At 72.1% G+C, this 16,931-nt stretch carries 11 protein-coding genes; 3 read left to right on the plus strand and 8 right to left on the minus strand.

The genetic code is table 11. The features are described 5' to 3' along the window. Window positions 1-24 precede the first annotated feature (24 nt). Window positions 25-879 (minus strand): DNA alkylation repair protein, encoded by an 855-nt coding sequence (locus AC6JA9_RS23885; protein WP_497957885.1) that lies wholly within the window; start codon window positions 877-879, stop codon window positions 25-27. Between the two features lie 272 nt (window positions 880-1,151). Between AC6JA9_RS23885 and AC6JA9_RS23890 the strand changes: the two genes are divergently transcribed. Further along, window positions 1,152-6,224 carry a tetratricopeptide repeat protein gene (locus AC6JA9_RS23890; RefSeq protein WP_497957886.1) on the plus strand — a complete coding sequence of 1,691 codons (5,073 nt, stop codon included), beginning with the start codon at window positions 1,152-1,154 and terminating at the stop codon, window positions 6,222-6,224. A gap of 25 nt (window positions 6,225-6,249) precedes the next feature. Here the strand turns inward: AC6JA9_RS23890 and AC6JA9_RS23895 are convergent, their stop codons facing one another. The 3 genes from AC6JA9_RS23895 to AC6JA9_RS23905 form a co-directional block, all read right to left on the minus strand. After that, on the minus strand, window positions 6,250-6,987 hold the full coding sequence (locus tag AC6JA9_RS23895) for a competence/damage-inducible protein A (protein WP_141323435.1): 738 nt from the start codon (window positions 6,985-6,987) through the stop codon (window positions 6,250-6,252). A 140-nt stretch (window positions 6,988-7,127) separates the two neighbouring features. Next, complete coding sequence (gene tmk / locus AC6JA9_RS23900; RefSeq protein ID WP_223747355.1) at window positions 7,128-7,784, minus strand: dTMP kinase; 657 nt, start codon at window positions 7,782-7,784, stop codon at window positions 7,128-7,130. Further along, window positions 7,781-8,119 (minus strand): hypothetical protein, encoded by a 339-nt coding sequence (locus tag AC6JA9_RS23905; RefSeq protein WP_223747354.1) that lies wholly within the window; start codon window positions 8,117-8,119, stop codon window positions 7,781-7,783. The genes tmk and AC6JA9_RS23905 overlap by 4 nt, the downstream gene beginning before the upstream one ends. A gap of 214 nt (window positions 8,120-8,333) precedes the next feature. Here AC6JA9_RS23905 and ribB point away from each other — a divergent pair, with 214 nt between their 5' ends. Next, window positions 8,334-9,485 carry a 3,4-dihydroxy-2-butanone-4-phosphate synthase gene (ribB, locus tag AC6JA9_RS23910; RefSeq protein ID WP_497960745.1) on the plus strand — a complete coding sequence of 384 codons (1,152 nt, stop codon included), beginning with the start codon at window positions 8,334-8,336 and terminating at the stop codon, window positions 9,483-9,485. A gap of 67 nt (window positions 9,486-9,552) precedes the next feature. Here the strand turns inward: ribB and thrC are convergent, their stop codons facing one another. From thrC to AC6JA9_RS23925, 3 genes are all read right to left on the minus strand, one after another. After that, a complete protein-coding gene (thrC, locus tag AC6JA9_RS23915; RefSeq protein WP_223783690.1) occupies window positions 9,553-10,890 on the minus strand; it encodes a threonine synthase in 1,338 nt (445 codons plus the stop codon). After that, entirely contained in the window at window positions 10,887-11,450 is a 564-nt protein-coding gene (locus AC6JA9_RS23920) for a hypothetical protein (RefSeq protein ID WP_141323439.1), read from the minus strand. The genes thrC and AC6JA9_RS23920 overlap by 4 nt, the downstream gene beginning before the upstream one ends. Window positions 11,451-11,552: 102 nt before the next feature. Beyond that, window positions 11,553-12,194 carry a protein-L-isoaspartate(D-aspartate) O-methyltransferase gene (locus AC6JA9_RS23925; protein ID WP_408890195.1) on the minus strand — a complete coding sequence of 214 codons (642 nt, stop codon included), beginning with the start codon at window positions 12,192-12,194 and terminating at the stop codon, window positions 11,553-11,555. Window positions 12,195-13,034: 840 nt separating this feature from the next. Between AC6JA9_RS23925 and AC6JA9_RS23930 the strand changes: the two genes are divergently transcribed. Further along, complete coding sequence (locus AC6JA9_RS23930; RefSeq protein WP_497957887.1) at window positions 13,035-13,775, plus strand: tetratricopeptide repeat protein; 741 nt, start codon at window positions 13,035-13,037, stop codon at window positions 13,773-13,775. 6 nt (window positions 13,776-13,781) lie between these two features. Here the strand turns inward: AC6JA9_RS23930 and recG are convergent, their stop codons facing one another. Next, a complete protein-coding gene (gene recG, locus AC6JA9_RS23935; RefSeq protein WP_497957888.1) occupies window positions 13,782-16,886 on the minus strand; it encodes an ATP-dependent DNA helicase RecG in 3,105 nt (1,034 codons plus the stop codon). Between the last annotated feature and the right edge of the window lie 45 nt (window positions 16,887-16,931).

Consider the following 16,931-nt stretch of genomic DNA (forward strand, 5'->3'; position numbering starts at 1 on the left):
GCGGAGCCTCGCTCCGCCCCCCGCTCAGCCCGCGCGTTTCCGGGCCGCCACCTTCTTCGGCGCGCGCTTCTGGCTCGCTGGAGCTGGCGTCTTCGACGCGCTCTTCCTGCTCGCGGGTGCCGCCTTCTTCGTCGAGGGCTTCTCACGCGCCGGGGCGGGCTTCTTCTTCCCGGCCGCGGCCTCCATCTTCTTGCGCGCCTCGGTCTTCTCGCCCTTGCGCAGCGCGAGGACCGCGGCGATCCACTCCGGCGCGTAGCTGGACGTGCAGCCCTTCGGGATGGGCCTCGGGTCCCAGCGCCCCAACCGCTCACCGATGGCGATGACCTCGGCGCGGTGCTCCGGCAGATGGAGGCCGATCCACACGAGGCAATGGTTGAGGCCCTCCTTCACGCGGTACGGCGCACCCGGAAGCTCCCTCTCGATGCGAGCGAGCGTCGCCCCGACATCGAGGTCCTTCGCCAGTCCCGCCGGAATCCGTCCGGCGAGGAGCTTCCAGCCGGCGCGGCGCGGCAGTTCCTGATCGCCGTCTCGCCAGCGCTTCTCCAGGGCCTCGGCGACCGGCGCCTTCACGAGCACCCGGCCCACCAGCTCGTCCACCAGGAGCGGCAGGGTGAGCGGCTCGACCAGCTCGCGGGCCGCCTTCTCCGTGAGGGCATCCGGGTCCAGCAGCATGCAGGCGAGGAGGCGGGCCTCGTGGTTCCCCGTGGCCCAGAGCTCCAGGCCCAGCGCGTGGTCCTGCCCCACCTGGCCGGCGAGCGCGCGAACCTTCCCCATCAAGACGCCGAACACGTTCTCCCCGGCGCCGTCGCGCACATAGCGCTCTCGCACCCTCGGGTCGCCGGCCGCCTCGAGCGCCTTCATCACCTGGGACCGCGTCATCTGGCTCGGCACCTGTGTCTCTCCTTCGTGGGAACCCCTGCTCACCACGAACTCCACCACAACGCCGCGGCGGTTCCATCGCCTGGCCGGTTCGTGGGCGTGTCACCACCGCCTCCCCCCGGATTCCCGAGCAGGCGCACGGCTGCTCCCCGGGTATCCGGACACCCAAATCGCCTGGAAAGTCGGGAAGTTGAGGGACCGGGCAAGCGCGTGTTACGACCGCTCCCGGCCATTCTCCCCTCATCATCCCTGGCCCCCGGAGCCGGCCTTTCATGAGCGAGCGCAACGACATCCCGCGACCCCCTGTCACGGCCGCCCCTCCTCCGTCCGCCGTCGTGTCTGGCAAGACGGGCCCCTCCGCCACGGAAGTGCTCACGCAGTCCGTCCAGGCCGCGCCCCAGGCGGCGCCCACGCCCAGCATGGAGGACGAGGCCCGCGAGCGCATCGCCTCGCTCGAGCGCGAGGCCCGGACGCTCAGCGCGACGGACGCCACCACCGCCGCGCAGCTCTTCCACGAGGTCGGCCTGCTCTGGGAGGAGCCGCTCAAGAATCCGCGCAACGCGGCCGTCGCGTTCCAGAACGCGTACAAGCTCGCGCCGCGCTACCTGGTCAACATCCGCGCCGCGCGCCGGCTCTTCGCGGACGTGGGCAACTGGCAGATGGTCATCCAGCTGCTCGACGCGGAGCTGGCCGCCACCGACGACGCGCGCCACCAGGCCGCGCTCCTGTTCGAGAAGGGCATCGTCCTCCAGGAGCGCCTGTCCCGCGACGAGGAGTCCGCCGCGTGCCTGCGCCAGTGCCTGGAGCGCCGCCCCACCGACGTGGTGGTCCTCACGCAGCTCGAGTCCGTCTACGCCGCGCGCAATGACGCCGCCGCGCTGGTGGAGGTCTACCGGCTGCTGGCCGCCACCATGCAGCAGCCATCGCTGCGCGCGCACTACCTGACGTCCGCGGGCCTGCTGCTCGAGGAGCGCCTCAAGCAGCGCGAGCCCGCCGCGTCGCTGCTGCGCGAGGCCTTCGCCCTGGACCGCGCGGACCCGCTGCTGCTCGCCGCGCTCAAGCGCGCCGCCGAGCGCGAGGGCCACACCGAGGAGCTGCTGGAGGCGCTCACGGCGGAGGCCACGCTGCTGGGGCCCCAGGCCGCGCCGGCCTACCTGCAGATCGCCAAGGTCCATGAGCGCATGGGTCAGAAGGGCGAGGCCCTGGCAGCGCTCCTGGACGGACGCCACGCGGCGCCCAATGATCCGCTCATCCTCAGCGAGCTGGCCGGCATCTACGAGACGCAGGGCCGCTTCGAGGAGCTGGCGGACGTGCTGCTCGCGCGCGTGGGTTCGCTCAACGACGAGAGCGAGCTGGTCGCCACCAACCTGCGGCTGGCCGCGCTGTACGAGGAGGTCCTCAAGCGCGAGGCCGACGCGGCGGCGCGCTATCAGGCCATCGTCGCGCGCATCCCCGGCCACGCCGCGGCGCTCGCGGGCCTGGGCAAGCTCTACTACCGGATGCAGAACTGGGAGGGGCTGGTCTCCGTCTTCGACGCGGAGGTCGCCGCCGCCGAGGACGCCAAACAGAAGGCCGCGCGCATGTACAAGGCCGCGGAGATTCTCGAGGAGCGGCTGGGACGGCAGGAGGACGCCATCTCCCGCTACAACTCCTGCCTGCAGCTTCAACCCGGCTACCTCCCCGCGCAGAAGGCCCTCACCCGCCTCTACGAGCGCCAGGGCCGCTTCGCGGAGCTGGTGGCGATGTTCGAGCAGGACCTGATCCAGACGTCGGACCGGGATCAGCTCATCACCACGCTCAACAAGATGGCCGGGGTGTACGAGGACCGGCTGGGAGACCTGGACCACGCCATCGAGTGCATGAAGCGCATCCTCGACCTGGCGTCGGACCACCTGCCCACCATCCGCAACCTGGCGCGGCTGTACGAGCGCGCGCAGCGCTTCCGGGAGCTGCTGGAGACGCACGACCTGGAGGCGTCGCTCGCGGGCGACACCAAGCAGGTGCTGTCGCTGCTCCACCGCAACGCCGAGATTCTCGACGAGAACCTGAAGGACCGCGCGGGCGCCATCACCGCGTACGAGCGCGTGCTGGCGCTGTCGCCGTCGTACCTCCCCGCGCTCAAGGCCCTGGGCCGGCTGTACGCCCAGGACGGCCGCTGGGAGAAGCTGGTGGACATGTACCGGGCGGAGTCGGAGAGCTCGCAGTCCACGGAGCAGGCCGCCGCGCTCATCTACAAGATTGGTGAGCTGTACGAGCAGCGCCTGTCGCGCGAGGACGACGCCATCGCCTCGTACCAGGAGGCGCTGATGCTGGCGCCCAGCTACTTCCCCGCGCTGCGCGCGCTGGCCCGCATCTACCGCGCCCAGGGCGCGTGGGAGAGCCTGGTCGCGATGCTGCGAGAGGAGGCCGCCAACCGCACGGATCCGCTGGAGCGCGCCAACGCGCTGTTCCAGGCCGCGGTCATCTGGGAGGACGCGCTGCGCCGTCCGGACCTGGCCATCGAGACCTACCAGGAGGTGCTGCGGCTGACGCCGGGACACGCCGCCACGCTGCGCGCGCTGGAGCGGCTGTTCCTGGCGCAGGACAACGTGAAGGAGCTGGTCGCCATCCTGGACCGCGAGACGCAGGTGGGGAACACGCCCGCGGCCAAGGTGACGGCGTACCTGAAGCTGGCGCGGCTGTACCTGGACCGCTTCCAGGAGCCCTCTCGCGCGGCGCTGTGCTGCGAGGCCGTGCTGGGCCTGGACGCGGGCAACCTCACCGCCCTCACCCTGCTGGAGCGCATCCGCGCTTCGGACCGGCCACGCCGCGCGGAGTTGCGTCAGCGCATCGCCGAGCGGGTGAATGACCCGCGCCTGGCCACCGCGCTGCGGCTGTCCGCCGTGGTGGACCTGGACAAGGGCCCCGCGGAGGGCACGCTGGAGGCGTACAAGCGCGCCTTCGAGGCGGACCCGGGTGACGCGCGGCTCGCGTTCGCGCTGGAGCGCTCGCTCAAGCTGGCGGGGGACGTGTCGGGCCTGGCCCGGCTGTACACGCTGCGGCTGGCGCACGCGCGCGACGCGGACGAGGCGCTGGAGATGCTGCTGCGCACCGCCGAGCTCGCGGAGACGCGCTTCGGGGACCTGGAGCGCGCGGCGGCGCTCTACAAGCAGGCGCTGGAGCTGCAGCCGCAGTGCATCCCGGCGCTGCAGGGGACGCGGCGCGTGGCGATGCGGCGCGGAGACGCGGCCGAGGCGCGCTCGGCGCTGGAGGCCGAGGCGCGACTGAGCAAGGACCCGCGCGGTGCCATCGACGCGTTCATCGGCGCGGCGCGGCTGGCGTCGCTCATCCAGAAGGACACGGACGGCGCGGCGGCGCTCTACAAGCAGGCGCTGGAGAGAGACCCGCTGCACCCGGCGGCGCAGGCGGGGCTGGAGGAGCTGCTGGCGCACCGGGGCGGCTCGGCGGACCTGGCCGCGCTGCACGAGCGGCGCGCCGAGGCGAAGCTGGCGCAGAAGGACCACGTCGCCGCGGCCACGGGCTTCGTGAGCGCGGCGCGGCTGCACCACGGGGCGCTGGGAGACAAGCCGCGCGCGGTGGCGCTGCTGGAGAAGGCGCTGTCGGCGCAGCCGGGCCACATCGAGGCGCTGGAGCTGCGCGCCGCCCTGCTGCTGGAGGCCCAGCAGTACGCGGAGGCCGCCGCCATGCTGACCCAGCGAGTGCAGCTGGGCGGAGACGTGCGCACGCTCGCGCCCTTCCACCTCACGCTGGGCACGCTGTACCAGACGCACCTGAACGACGCGACGCGCGCCATCGCGTATCTGATGACAGTGCTCGCCTCGCAGCCCCGGCACCAGGAGGCGCTGGAGCGGCTGGCCACGCTGCACACGCAGGCGCGCAACTACGCGGGCGCGGTGGACTGCCTGCACAAGCTGTTGCAGCAGGAGCTGCCCCCGGACGCCCGCGCGCGCTTCACGCTGGAGCTGGCGCGCACGTACGACGAGGGCCTGGGTGACGCGGCCGCGGCCACGCCGCTGTACCGCCGCGCGCTGGAGCTGTCGCCCGGCGACACCACGCTCATCGACAAGCTGGTGACGCTGTACGAGCGCGCGAGGAACCTGCCGGAGCTGGCGCAGCTCCTGGAGGCCCAGGCCTCGGCGTCCACGGACCCACGACGCGCGAGCGCCCTGCGGGTGCGGGTGGCGGAGCTGTACGCGGGCCCCCTGTCCGAGCCCGCCCGCGCCACCGGGCTGTACCGCCAGGTGGTGGACGCGGATGGCACGAACCTCACGGCCCGCTTCGCGCTGGCCGGCCTGTACGCGCGCGACACGTCGTCCGTGCCGATGGCCATCGAGGAGCACAAGCAGATCCTCCGCCAGGACCCGACGCGGGTGGACAGCCTGCACGCGCTGTTCAAGCTGTGGGAGGGCCTCAAGCAGCTGGACAAGGCGTTCTGCGTGGCGTCGGTGCTCCAGTTCCTGCGCTCGACGAACGAGGTGGAGCTGGCCTTCTACACGGAGGGCCGCGCGCGGCTGGCGCAGGAGGCTCGCGAGGCGCTGACGTCGACGGACGTGGACACGGTGCTGCTGCACCCGGGCGTCCGTGGCCCGCTGCTGGAGGTGCTGCGGGCGATGGGCGACCAGTTGGAGAAGGTCTACCCGCCGAGCTTCGACATCGTCGGCGTCAACCCGAAGACGGACAAGCTCAAGCCGGACAGCGCGGTGTACAAGGCCGTGCGCGCGGTGGCGCAGGTGTTCGGCGTCGAGGAGTTCGACGCGTACCAGGCGCGGCGCGGGCTCACGGTGCTGGAGACGACCGAGCCCATGTCGGTGTGCATCGGCCAGGACGTGGTGCGACGCTTCAACGCGCGCGAGCAGAAGTTCCTGCTGGGCCGCGCGGCGCTGGGCCTGCTCAACAAGGCGGCCGTGCTGGAGAAGCTGTCGCAGGGCGAGACGGCGGACCTGTTCGGCAACGCCATCCGCATCCACGCGCAGAACTTCTCCGCGCTGGGCCGGCGCAACGACGAGGCGGTGAAGCAGCTGCGCAAGGCGTTCTCCCGCAAGGCCATCAAGGCGCTGGAGGGCCCCGCGATGTCGCTGGGCGACGTGCAGAAGCTGGAGCTGGCGCCGTGGCTGGACGCGCTGGACTACTCGGCGGACCGCGCGGGCCTGCTGATGGCGGGTGACGTGTCCGTGGGCCTGGGCATGGTGCTGCGCGAGGACCCGAACTTCGCGGGCGCGAAGCTGGACTCGGCCGAGCCCGTGATCCAGGCCGTGCGCGAGGGGGAGCGGCTGCGCACCCTGGTGTCCTGGTCCTTCACCGACGACTTCTTCCGGCTGCGCCAGCGGCTGGGGCTGTCGCTGTAGTCGCCGGTCGCGGCGGGAGGCTTCGTCACTCCCGCCGCAGCACCGCGCCGTCGGGCAGGCCGCCGATGATGCGCGCGACGGCCTCCTCCACCGGGCCTCGCTCGCCGGCCTCGACGGTGATCTTCACCCGGTAGTCCTTGGCCGGGTCGAACTCCGGATACGAGCCGATGGCCACGTGAGGCATGTTCAGCGCCACGCTGTCCAACACGGCGGCGATTTCACTCTCGCCCAGCCGCAGGAACAGGTTCTGGAGCACCACGGGGCTGCCGCTCAGGCGCGCGAGCACCGTCTCCAACTGCATCCGGAAGAGCTGCGGCACGCCGGGCAGCAGGTAGACGTCACCGACGGTGAGCACCGGGTACCACGTGCCCGCCTGGGGCAGCAGCACGGCGCCCTCGGGCGCGTCGGCCAGGCGCATGCCCTCCGGCGTCACCTTGCCCTCGGGCGCGCGCGCCTCGATGAGCGACACCATCTCCGGCAGGCGCACCACGGACCTGCCCAGCGCCATCGCCACCGCGCGCACCGTGACGTCGTCGTGGGTGGGGCCGATGCCGCCGCTGGTGAACACGTAGCGCGCGCGCTGCCGCGCCCGGTTCATCGCGTCCACGATGGCGTCCACGTCGTCCAGGATGGTCTCCACCGAACGCAGGGGGATGCCCACCTCGCGCAGCCTCTTGATGAGGTGCGGACCGTTCTGGTCCTGGACCTTCGCCGTCAGGACCTCGTTGCCGATGATGATCGCCGCCGCGCCCGTGCGCTCCATGGAGCGGCGGACTCTACCGCAACGGCTCGGATTTCCGTGGCGCGAGTCGGGGGGACTGTCCGCGATGTCCGAATTCAAAGGGCTCGGCCCCGCCCCTCGGGGCTGGGGCGCACCCGACCACGGGGGGCTGCAGGCCCCCTTTAGCGCTTGCGTCCGAGCAGCTTGCGAATCTGGACCAGCGAGGCCTGCGTCACCGCCTCGATGCCCTGCTCACCGTCGATGTGGACGATGCGCTCCTTCTTCGCGCGGCGGCGGATGGCGGCCAGGTACTGCTTCGCGATGCGCCGCTGCGCCTCGTCCGCCTCGAACAGCTCCGCCGCCCCACCCCGCGCCGCCCGTCGCTTCGCGGCGACTTCCGGCGCCACGCCCACGAACAGCGTCAGGTCCGGCGACACGGCGTAATCGTTCACCTGCTCCACCCAGCCCATGGGCAGGGACGCCCCCTGGTAGGCCAGCGAGGACAGCACGTACCTGTCACACAGCACGAGCTTGCCCTCCTCCAGCGCGGGCAACACGCGCGCCGCCAGGTGGTCCGTGCGGTCCGCCGCGAACAGCAGCGCCAGCGTCTGGGGCGTCAGGGGCCCCGCGCCCTGGGGCAGGCCCAGGCGGCCCGTGAGGGCCTGGCGAATCAGCGTGCCCACCGGCCCGTCCGAGGGCTCACGCGTGGTGAGCACCCCATGCCCCTCCGCCCGCAGCGCGGCCGCCAGCCGCTCCGCCTGCGTGGTGGTGCCGGCCCCGTCCAGTCCCTCCAGGACGATGAACCGGCCCCGACGGGAGACCTTGCGCGCCCCGCTCACTGGGGCAGCAGCGCGGAGGGCTCGTCCAGCCGGAGCTGGCTGCGCAGCTCCAGCATCGTCTGGTAGCGCTGGAGCTCGTCCGCCAGCACCCGGCGTCCCAGCACGTAGCGGCGGAAGGCGTACCCCAGCAGCACCACGGCCAGCAGGGCCACGCCCCAGGCCAGCAGTGGGGTGCGCAGGGAGTCGTAGAACAGCTTGCCCGCCGCCCCACCGAACATGAGGGCCACCATGGTGGCGACCCCGGTGTGGGCGAAGTGGGTGGTGCTCTGGCGGACGGACAGGCTCTCCTGGAGCTGGTCGAGCCGCGTCCTCAAGTCCTGGGTGTTGGCGCTCATCTCGGAACGGGGCACCCTACAGCAGCCCGTCCCACGCGTCGAGTCATCGTCCCTGGGGACTCCAACCTTCCAGGTCGCACACGATTCCGCCCACACCGAAACGGGCAGTCGGAGGAGCGCCCCTGGAGGACCTACTCCGGCCCATCATCCGGGCGCACGCCGGGAGGCGGGTTGGCTTGCCAGCCCCGGACCTAGACGCTACATGCGCCTGCACATGCAGACCCGCGAGCGGACCGAAGCCACCATGAGCCACGACGCCAAGCTCTCCTCCATCGAGGATGCCATCCAGGACATCCGCGACGGCAAGTTCGTCATCGTCGCGGACGACGAGGACCGCGAGAACGAGGGCGACCTCATCATGGCGGCGGAGAAGGTGACGCCCGAGCACCTGGCCTTCATGGTGCGCCACACCAGCGGCATCGTCTGCATGCCCATGCTGGCGGACCGACTGGACGCGCTGCGGCTGCCGCAGATGGTGTCGGACAACACCGAGTCCCACCGCACGGCCTTCACGGTGTCCGTGGACTACCGGCACGGGACGACCACGGGCGTGTCCGCGGCGGACCGCGCGAAGACCATCCTGGCGCTGGCGGACCCGGAGAGCCAGGCCAACGACTTCCTGCGCCCCGGGCACATCTTCCCGCTGCGCTACCGCGAGGGCGGCGTGCTGCGCCGCGCGGGCCACACCGAGGCCACCGTGGACCTGTCCCGGCTGGCGGGCCTGGGCCCCTCCGGCATCCTGTGCGAGCTGGTGAAGGACGACGGCACCATGATGCGGATGCCGGACCTGCAGGCCTTCGCGCTGGAGCACAAGCTGCGCGTCATCACCATCGCGGACCTCATCGAGTACCGCCGCCGCAAGGACCGGCTGGTGCGCCGCGAGCCGGGCCAGCACACCGTCACCACCCGCTACGGCGACTTCACGGCGCTCACGTACACGTGGCTGCCGGACGGCGCCAAGTCGCTGGTGCTGGTGAAGGGAGACCCCGCCGCCCGCCCGAGCGCCCTGGTGCGCCTGCACGCGGCCTGCACGATGGGCGACGTGTTCGGCTCGCCCACGTGCAACTGCAACGCGCTGCTGGACCAGTCGCTCGCCCGCATCGCGCGTGAGGGCACCGGCGTCCTGGTGTACCTGCCCGGCATGCACGGGGACGACTTCGGCATCCACCACAAGCGCAACGCGGACGGCAGCGCCGACCTGCGCAGCGGCCCGCACGAGACGCGCGACCTGGGCATGGGCTGCCAGATCCTCAACGACCTGAACGTGCGCACGCTGCAGGTGATGACCAACACGGACGTCACCTACCGGGGCCTCGCGGGCTTCGGGCTCACCATCGACAAGCGCGTCCCGCTGCTCGCGGACTGACGCGCGCCTCGCCGTCTCCGGGGGCGGCGGCTCCCCTCGAGGTGAGCCCCGCCCTTCCCTCGCGACGTCAGCCCAGGTCCGACAGGGCCGAGCGCACCGCATCGAGGTTCGCGGGCAGCTGCACCGGAGGATTCGCGTAGCGGCTGGTGACGTCCGCCAGCGTGCCCCGGTGGTAGCCCACCTTGAAGTCCGCGAACTTCAGCCCGTGCGCGGTGGACACCACCGCCACGCGCGAGCCCTTCTCGATGACGCCCTGGGCGACGAGCTTCTCCAGCGCCGCGAGCGCCACGCCCGTCTGGGGACAGGTGAACGTCCCCTCGCGGTCCGCGCGCGCGGCGGCGTTGGCCAGCTCCGACTCCGTCGCCTCCTCCACCACGCCGTCGAAGGCCTTGAGGATTCGCACCGCGCGGCGGAAGGACACCGGGTTGCCAATCTGGATGGCGGACGCCAGCGTGCTCTCGGCCTGCATGGGCCGCAGCTCCTGGAAGCCGCCCCGGAAGGCGCGGGCCAGGGGGTTGGCGCGCTGGGCCTGCGCCACGGCGATGCGCGGCCTGCGGGTGATGAGGCCCAGCTCGAGCATCAGCTCGAAGCCCTTGCCCAGGGCGCTGGCATTGCCCAGGTTCCCGCCCGGAATCACCACCCAGTCCGGTGGCTCCCAGCCCAGGTCCTGGCACAGCTCCACGGCGACCATCTTCTGGCCCTCGATGCGCAGCGAGTTCATCGAGTTGGCCAGGTACAGGCCCGTGTCCGCCGTCACCGCCTGCACCAGGCGCATGCAGCCGTCGAAGTCCGTGTCGAGCGACAGCACACGCGCGCCATTGGCGATGGGCTGCACCAGCTGCGCGAGGGAGACCTTGTCGCGCGGCAGGAAGACCACCGCGGGAATCCCCGCCGCCGCGCAGTAGGCGGACAGCGCCGCGGAGGTGTCTCCCGTGGACGCGCACGCCACGGCGCGCAGGGGCATGCCCCGGGCCCGCATGTGCTTCACGGCGGACACGAGCACCGTCATGCCCCAGTCCTTGAAGCTGCCCGTGGGCGAGACGCCGCACTCCTTCAGGTCCAACGCGGACAGCCCCAGCTCGGACGCCATGCGCGGCAGGGGCTTGAGCGGGACGCGGCCCTCGCCCAGCGAGACGATGTCCTCCACGGGGAGCTGTGGGTAGGCCCACTCGCGCTTGCCCCACACGCCGGAGCCCTCCGGCAGGCGCGATGAACCGAAGCGCGACTCGAAGCGCCGCTTCCACTCCGCCGCGGGCACCGCGCGCAGGGCGTCCACGTCGTGACGCACCTCCAGCAGGCCTTCGCAGCGGGGGCAGCGATAGACGACGTCCAGGAGCGAGGCCCGGAAGTCGCAGCCCTCGCTGCACGCGTACTCCGCCTTGAAGCCGGACTCCGAGGCGCTCATGTCTGCTCCACCAGTCGCGTGCCACACTCGGAGCAGGCCCGACCCGGGCGGCCCCGGGTGTGGCACGAGGGGCAGGCCATCCAGTCGTTGTCCTCGCCCGGCTTCCCGGCCACCACGACAGGCGCCACGCGGGCGCGAGGCAGCCGCATGCCGCAGTTGTCGCAGAGCAGCCCCTGCGCCTGGACGTTGCGGCAGTAGCGGCAGACCACCGCGCCCAGCGGGGCCGCGGTGCGCACGCCGTCATCCGGCGCGCGGCCCGTGTCCAGCTCGGGGAGCACCGCCACCGGCAGGTCCCCCGTCGGCGCCGAGCGCGTGAGCTCCAGGTCCTGCACCACCTGCGGCGGCAGGTCCGGCCCGCTGCGAAGGCGCGTGATGTCCAGCTCCGGCAGCGGCTGCGCGTTCACCGCGTCGCGGCCACCGGCGTGCGGCGTCAGCTCCAGCTCCGGCAGCGGGGCCACCGGGGGCGTCGCGCCCGCGGCGTCCACCGGGAAGCGCTTCCCGCAGACATCGCACTCGGTGCCCTCGGGCTGTACGTGGTCGCAGACCGGACAGATGATCATGATGCCGGGACGTTAGCGGGCGGCCACGTTCGGGGGCAACGCGACTTCTCGGCCCGTGGTGGCTTCCAGGCATCCGGGCGGACCGCTCCCCTCTCGGACCCGTCAGGGTCGGGGGACTCCCGTCGGCCCCGTCAGGGGGACGAAGCGCACGGGCAACAGGGACTCCACCCGGGGGAGCTGACCCACCTCCTTGGCCCGATGGATGAGCAGCAACTGCTGGGCGCCCTCCAGCGGTCCGACGGGGACCACCATCCGGCCCCCGCGCCGGAGCTGGGAGAGCAGCGAGGAGGGCACCTCGACCGGCGCGGCGGTGACCATGATGGCGTCGAACGGCGCCTGCTCCGGCCAGCCCTCCGCGCCGTCGCCCTGGCGGAAGTACACGTTCTGGAAGCCCAACCGGTGGAGCCGCTCGCGCGCCGAGCGGGCGAGCTCCGGGACGATCTCCACCGTGAACACCTCGCGGCACAAGAGCGACAGCAGCGCCGTCTGGTAGCCGGAGCCCGTGCCGATCTCCAGCACCCGCTCATGCCCCTCCAGGCGCAGGGCCTGCGTCATGAACGCCACGACAAAGGGCTGGCTGATGGTCTGTCCATGGCCGATGGGCAGCGGCGCGTCGACGCCCGCCTCCGAGCGCGAGTGCTCCGCCACGAACTCCGCCCGGCTCAAGCGGCCGATGCCCTCCAGCACCCGAGGATCATGAATGCCCTGTCGGGACAGATACTCGGCGCGCTCCAGATCTCCCATGCCCGAAGCCTAACCACGCGAGGCGCTCGCAGCAGCGGGCGGGTCCGACAAGCCTCGCGGGAATTTCCCCGGCGGCACGCTATCCAAGGCAAGGCCCCCCACCCTACGCTCGCGCGATGGCCGAGCCGGCGTACATCTTCGGGCGAGTCGAATCCCCAGGCGGTATCCAACCTCCGCCCACGCGTCTCCCGTTCGTCCAGGGAATCATCCCGCTGCTGCTGGCGCTCGTCGGCGGGTATCAGCTCCTCGGCCTCCGGACGACCACGCTCGAGCCGGTCAGCCTCCAGGGCGCGTTGCTCGTGGGGACGTTGGTGTGTGGCGTCTGGGGCGCGGTCCGCATGCGGCGCTCGCTGCGGCTGCGAGCCTTCGCGAAGGCGCACCGCGCCGAGCCCTGGCTGTGGGACCACCCCTGGACCCAGGAGACGGTGGCCCCCCAGCTCGCGACCGGGCCGCTCCCCGCTCCTGCGTCCCCTCCTCGGGGGCCTCGCCATCGTGGGGCTGCTCGGCGCCTTCGGGCACCTCGCCCCCGAGGTCCTGGGCCCGGACACGCCCCAGAAGCAGCGGCTCGGCGGTGGATTCATGCTGCTCGCGCTGACGACCTTGGGGCTCTACGTGACCTGGCGCTTCCTGCTGCGGGCCTTCTATCGCCGCTGGAAGGCACGCCGCGTCTTCGGACGCTATCACCGACGCGCGCTCCTCCACCTGGCGACAGCTGGGCGAGGAGGTCTCCTGGGAGCTCGAGGTTTGGGGCGTCACCGAGCAGGAGAAGACCTTGGACGTGAATTTCCGCCTCCCGGTGTACGTCACGGCCGCCACCCGCCTCTGACGCGGACGCCCTCCATGATGACACCCCTGCTCCTGCTGCTCACGGCCGCGCCCCCGGACGCCGCCACCCTGCGTGCCCAGGCCCAGAAGGCCTATGACGCGAAGCAGTTCGCCAAGGCCTGTCCCCTGTTCGAGAAGCTCACCCAGCTCTCACCCCAGGACGGCGCCGCGTGGGCGGACCTGTCCTTGTGCCTGTTCCGCGCGAAGAAGAAGCCCGCGGCCCTCGACGCCGCGCGCCACGCCGTGCGCTGGGGCGATGAGAAGACCCGCAAGAGCACCTACTTCAACCTGGACAAGTTCGGCGGGGAGGATGGGGTGTTCACCCGCGATGGGGACGACGCCCCCTGCAAGAAGGCCCACCTGCCGGCGTGCGCCGAGACCGCCTGGCTCTGCGCCGACCCGTACTCGGACCTCTATCGAACGTCCGGGGAGACCTCGGGCGGATCCTACAGCGCGGTCTTCCTGTGCTCCGAGCCCCAGTCCTCGGAGGGTGGGGGCTGTACGACCATCGACCTGGGTGGAAGCCAGGACACCTTCGCCGGGACCTCGGACGACAGCCCCGGCATCTACTCGTTCAAGGGCTGCACGGTCGTCGCGGTGGACCCGTGCGAGCGGAGGTTGGGCCTGGCCTGCACCGAGGGCGAGGGCGTCCTCGCCGGACCGGAGGGGAGGACGGCCACGCGCAAGCGTGCCTGGGTAGAGGAGCGCGGCTACGAGCCGCTCCCGAAGCCCAAGAGCCCCGACGCGGAGCCCTGACGCGCGCTACCCCACCCGCGCGAGCGCGAGCCGGCCTTCCCACCGCTCCTCGAGCGCCTTCACCAGGCCCTGGTGCTCGGGAGACTTCATGTCCGGGTCCCTGGCGAGGATGCGCCGGGCCTCGGCCTGCGCCATGGAGAGCAGGTCCCCATCCCGCGCGAGGTTCGCCACCGCCAGCTCCGGCAGGCCGCTCTGCCGCGTGCCGAGGAACTCGCCCGGCCCGCGAATCTCCAGGTCCTTCTCCGCGATGACGAAGCCGTCGCTGCTGGCCTCCATCACCGACAGCCGCTCGGTGGACTCCCACGAGCGCGCGCTGCTCGCCACCAGATAGCAGTAGCTGGCCGCGGCGCCACGTCCCACGCGCCCACGGAGCTGGTGGAGCTGGGACAGGCCGAAGCGCTCCGCCGCCTCCACCACCATCACCGAGGCGTTGGGCACGTCCACGCCCACCTCCACCACGGTGGTGCACACGAGGACGTCCAGCCGCTTCTCGCGGAAGTCCTCCATGACCGCGTCCTTCTCCTCCGCCTTCATCCGCCCGTGCAGGAGGCCCACCTTCGCCTGGGGGAAGGCCGCCCGCAGCTTCTCCACGCCGCGCGTCGCGTCCTCCAGGTCCAGCTTCTCCGACTCCTCCACCAGCGGATACACGACGTAGGCCTGGTGGCCCTTGGCGAGCTCCGAGGCGATGGACTCGTAGACGCGCGCGCGCTGCTTGTCGTTGAACACGCGCGTGTTGATGGGCGTGCGGCCAGGCGGGAGCTGGTCGATGATGGAGAGGTCCAGATCTCCATAGAGCGTCATGGCCAGCGTGCGCGGGATGGGCGTGGCCGTCATCACCAGCACGTCCGGCTTGGGGCCCTTGCTCATCAGGGAGTGACGCTGGAGCACACCGAAGCGGTGCTGCTCGTCGATGACCACCAGCCCCAGCTTGTCGAAGGACATGTCCTGCTGGATGAGGGCGTGCGTGCCCACGGCCAGGTGGATGTCTCCCCGGGCGACGGCGTCGCGCACCTGGCGCTTGGCCTTCGCCGCGCCGGAGGCGCTCACCAGCCCCACCTGGAAGCCGAGCGGACCGAGCACCTTGCGGAAGTTGCGCTCGTGCTGCTCCGCCAGGATTTCGGTGGGGGCCATCACCGCGACCTGGTAGCCGGCCTGCAGCGCCACCATCGCGGCGACCATGGCCACCGCCGTCTTGCCGCTGCCCACGTCGCCCTGCACCAGCCGGTTCATCGGCTCCTCGCGAGCCATGTCCCGGGCGAGCTCCTCCACCACGCGCGCCTGGGCCCCCGTGAGCTGGAAGGGCAGCGCCGCGCGCGCCTTGTCCATCCGCGTGGGGGACACGTCGAACGCGATGCCCAGCTCCGCCTTGACGCCCTGGCGCTTGAGCGCCATGCCGAGCTGGAGGAAGAACAGCTCGTCGAACGCGAGCCGACGGTGCGCCGGGCTCTGGTGGACGTCGAGCGCCTCCAGGTCGGCCGAGTCCGGCGGGAAGTGGATGAAGCGCAGCGCCTCCGGCAGCGGCATCAGCTCCAGGCGACGGCGCAGCTCCGGGGGCAGCGGGTCCTCGAGCTCGTGCGCGTACTGCTCACCGACGCGCGAGGCCAGCTCTCGGAACGAGCGCTGCTCGCCGCGCTCGAAGCCCGGGTACACGGGGACGATGCGGTTGAAGTGCACGGAGCCGGCGGAGTCCAGGTCCTCGGCGGGCTCGATCTCCGGGTGCGCCATCTCGCGCCCGCTCATCGTCGCGCGCACCTCGCCGGAGAGCACGATGCGCTTGCCCACGGTGAAGCGGCTCTTGAGCCACGGGCCGGCGTTGAAATACGTGGCCGCGATGCTGCCCGAGCGGTCCCCCACCACCGCGCGGAACATCCGCCGTCCCTGCTTGCCGGGCACGAAGTCGGCGACCTTGACGATGCCCACCGTGACGCCGCGCGCGCCGGGCTCCAGCTCGGCGATGGTGAGCAGCCGCCTGCGGTCCTCGTAGCAGCGAGGCAGGAGGAAGAGGATGTCGCCCATCCGCCGGAGGCCCTTCTTGTCCAACGCGGAGATGAGCCGGGGCCCCAGCCGCTTGCCCAGCGTCTTCAGCGGCGAGGACAACGGCCCCGAGCGCGGCGCGATGGACAAGAGCTTCGCCTCGGAGCGGGAGGCCTCCGCCGCCACGGCGCGCTTCTTCTTGCGCTGCTCCTTCTCCTTGCGCGCCTTGGCCGGGGACGTGCTCGCGGGGCCCGTGTCGATGGAGGTCTGTCGGCCCGGACGTCCGTCGGCGCGCGGGGCTGGGGGCGTACCAGGACGCGCGAGTCCCGCCTGCGCGCCGTATGAAGCGCGGGGCGCGTTCCCCATCTCCGCGCCCCCGGTGCGGGGCGCCGCGGTCTTCGCCCGGGCAGAGGTCGGCACGGGCTCGTTCGACCTCCACGGTGGAATCTGGACGTAGCCCGGAGGCGGCCCACCCTGTCCGCCGTCCACCGAGGCGCGTCCGCTCGCCCCCCGGACCACCGGGCCCAACTGCCCCTCCTGGACCCGTCCCGCGTTCGGATGGGGGCGAGGCGTCCGCGCCGTGTCGGCCCCTCCACGCGCCTGGTCTCCCGACGCCGGAGGACGTGCTCCGGACGCGGCCTGGCGAGGCTCCAAACCCGGCATCCCTCGCGGAGGGTTCGGCTCGCCCGAAGGTGTACGCCGCGCGCTGGCCGCATGACCGCGAGGCTCCGACTCCGACGTCCCTCGCGGAGGGTTCGACTCGCCAGAAGGGGCGCGCCGCGCGCCTGACGCCTCACCGCGCGGCTCCGATGCCAGCGTCCCACGCGACTCGTGCCCCGCGTCCTCGGTCCCCTCCCCGCTCGCGAGCCCCTCCAGCTCCGCCGGCAGCGCGACGCCGCTGAGCTTCAGGCCCGCGACGACCCGCCGCAGCGCGGCCTTGCGGCGCTCGGGCGTGGGGTGGTCCACGTACGGCAGCGCCGCGCGCAGGTGTCCCAGCGCCTCGGCGTTCACGCCGCTGGCTCCGGCCAGCGCGCGCTCCAGGACGGGCGTCAGCCCCTTCACCGTCGCGAGCATGGCGAAGTCGCGCTGACACGCGTAGCGCAGGGGCCCTACAAGACTGGCGAGCGGATGGTTCACGCGTGAGTCACGTCCATCCATCCTACGGAACGGGGGTGACGTCTC

It is taken from the genome of Myxococcus sp. MH1 (assembly GCF_059738865.1).

What these genes read in the sequence shown, in the direction of transcription:
- AC6JA9_RS23885 (WP_497957885.1), bottom strand. Translation starts at nt 879, where the DNA reads ATGACGCGGTCCCAGGTGATGAAGGCGCTCGAGGCGGCCGGCGACCCG.
- AC6JA9_RS23890 (WP_497957886.1), top strand. Translation starts at nt 1,152, where the DNA reads ATGAGCGAGCGCAACGACATCCCGCGACCCCCTGTCACGGCCGCCCCT.
- AC6JA9_RS23895 (WP_141323435.1), bottom strand. Translation starts at nt 6,987, where the DNA reads ATGGAGCGCACGGGCGCGGCGGCGATCATCATCGGCAACGAGGTCCTG.
- AC6JA9_RS23905 (WP_223747354.1), bottom strand. Translation starts at nt 8,119, where the DNA reads ATGAGCGCCAACACCCAGGACTTGAGGACGCGGCTCGACCAGCTCCAG.
- ribB (WP_497960745.1), top strand. Translation starts at nt 8,334, where the DNA reads ATGCAGACCCGCGAGCGGACCGAAGCCACCATGAGCCACGACGCCAAG.
- thrC (WP_223783690.1), bottom strand. Translation starts at nt 10,890, where the DNA reads ATGAGCGCCTCGGAGTCCGGCTTCAAGGCGGAGTACGCGTGCAGCGAG.
- AC6JA9_RS23920 (WP_141323439.1), bottom strand. Translation starts at nt 11,450, where the DNA reads ATGATCATCTGTCCGGTCTGCGACCACGTACAGCCCGAGGGCACCGAG.
- AC6JA9_RS23925 (WP_408890195.1), bottom strand. Translation starts at nt 12,194, where the DNA reads ATGGGAGATCTGGAGCGCGCCGAGTATCTGTCCCGACAGGGCATTCAT.
- AC6JA9_RS23930 (WP_497957887.1), top strand. Translation starts at nt 13,035, where the DNA reads ATGATGACACCCCTGCTCCTGCTGCTCACGGCCGCGCCCCCGGACGCC.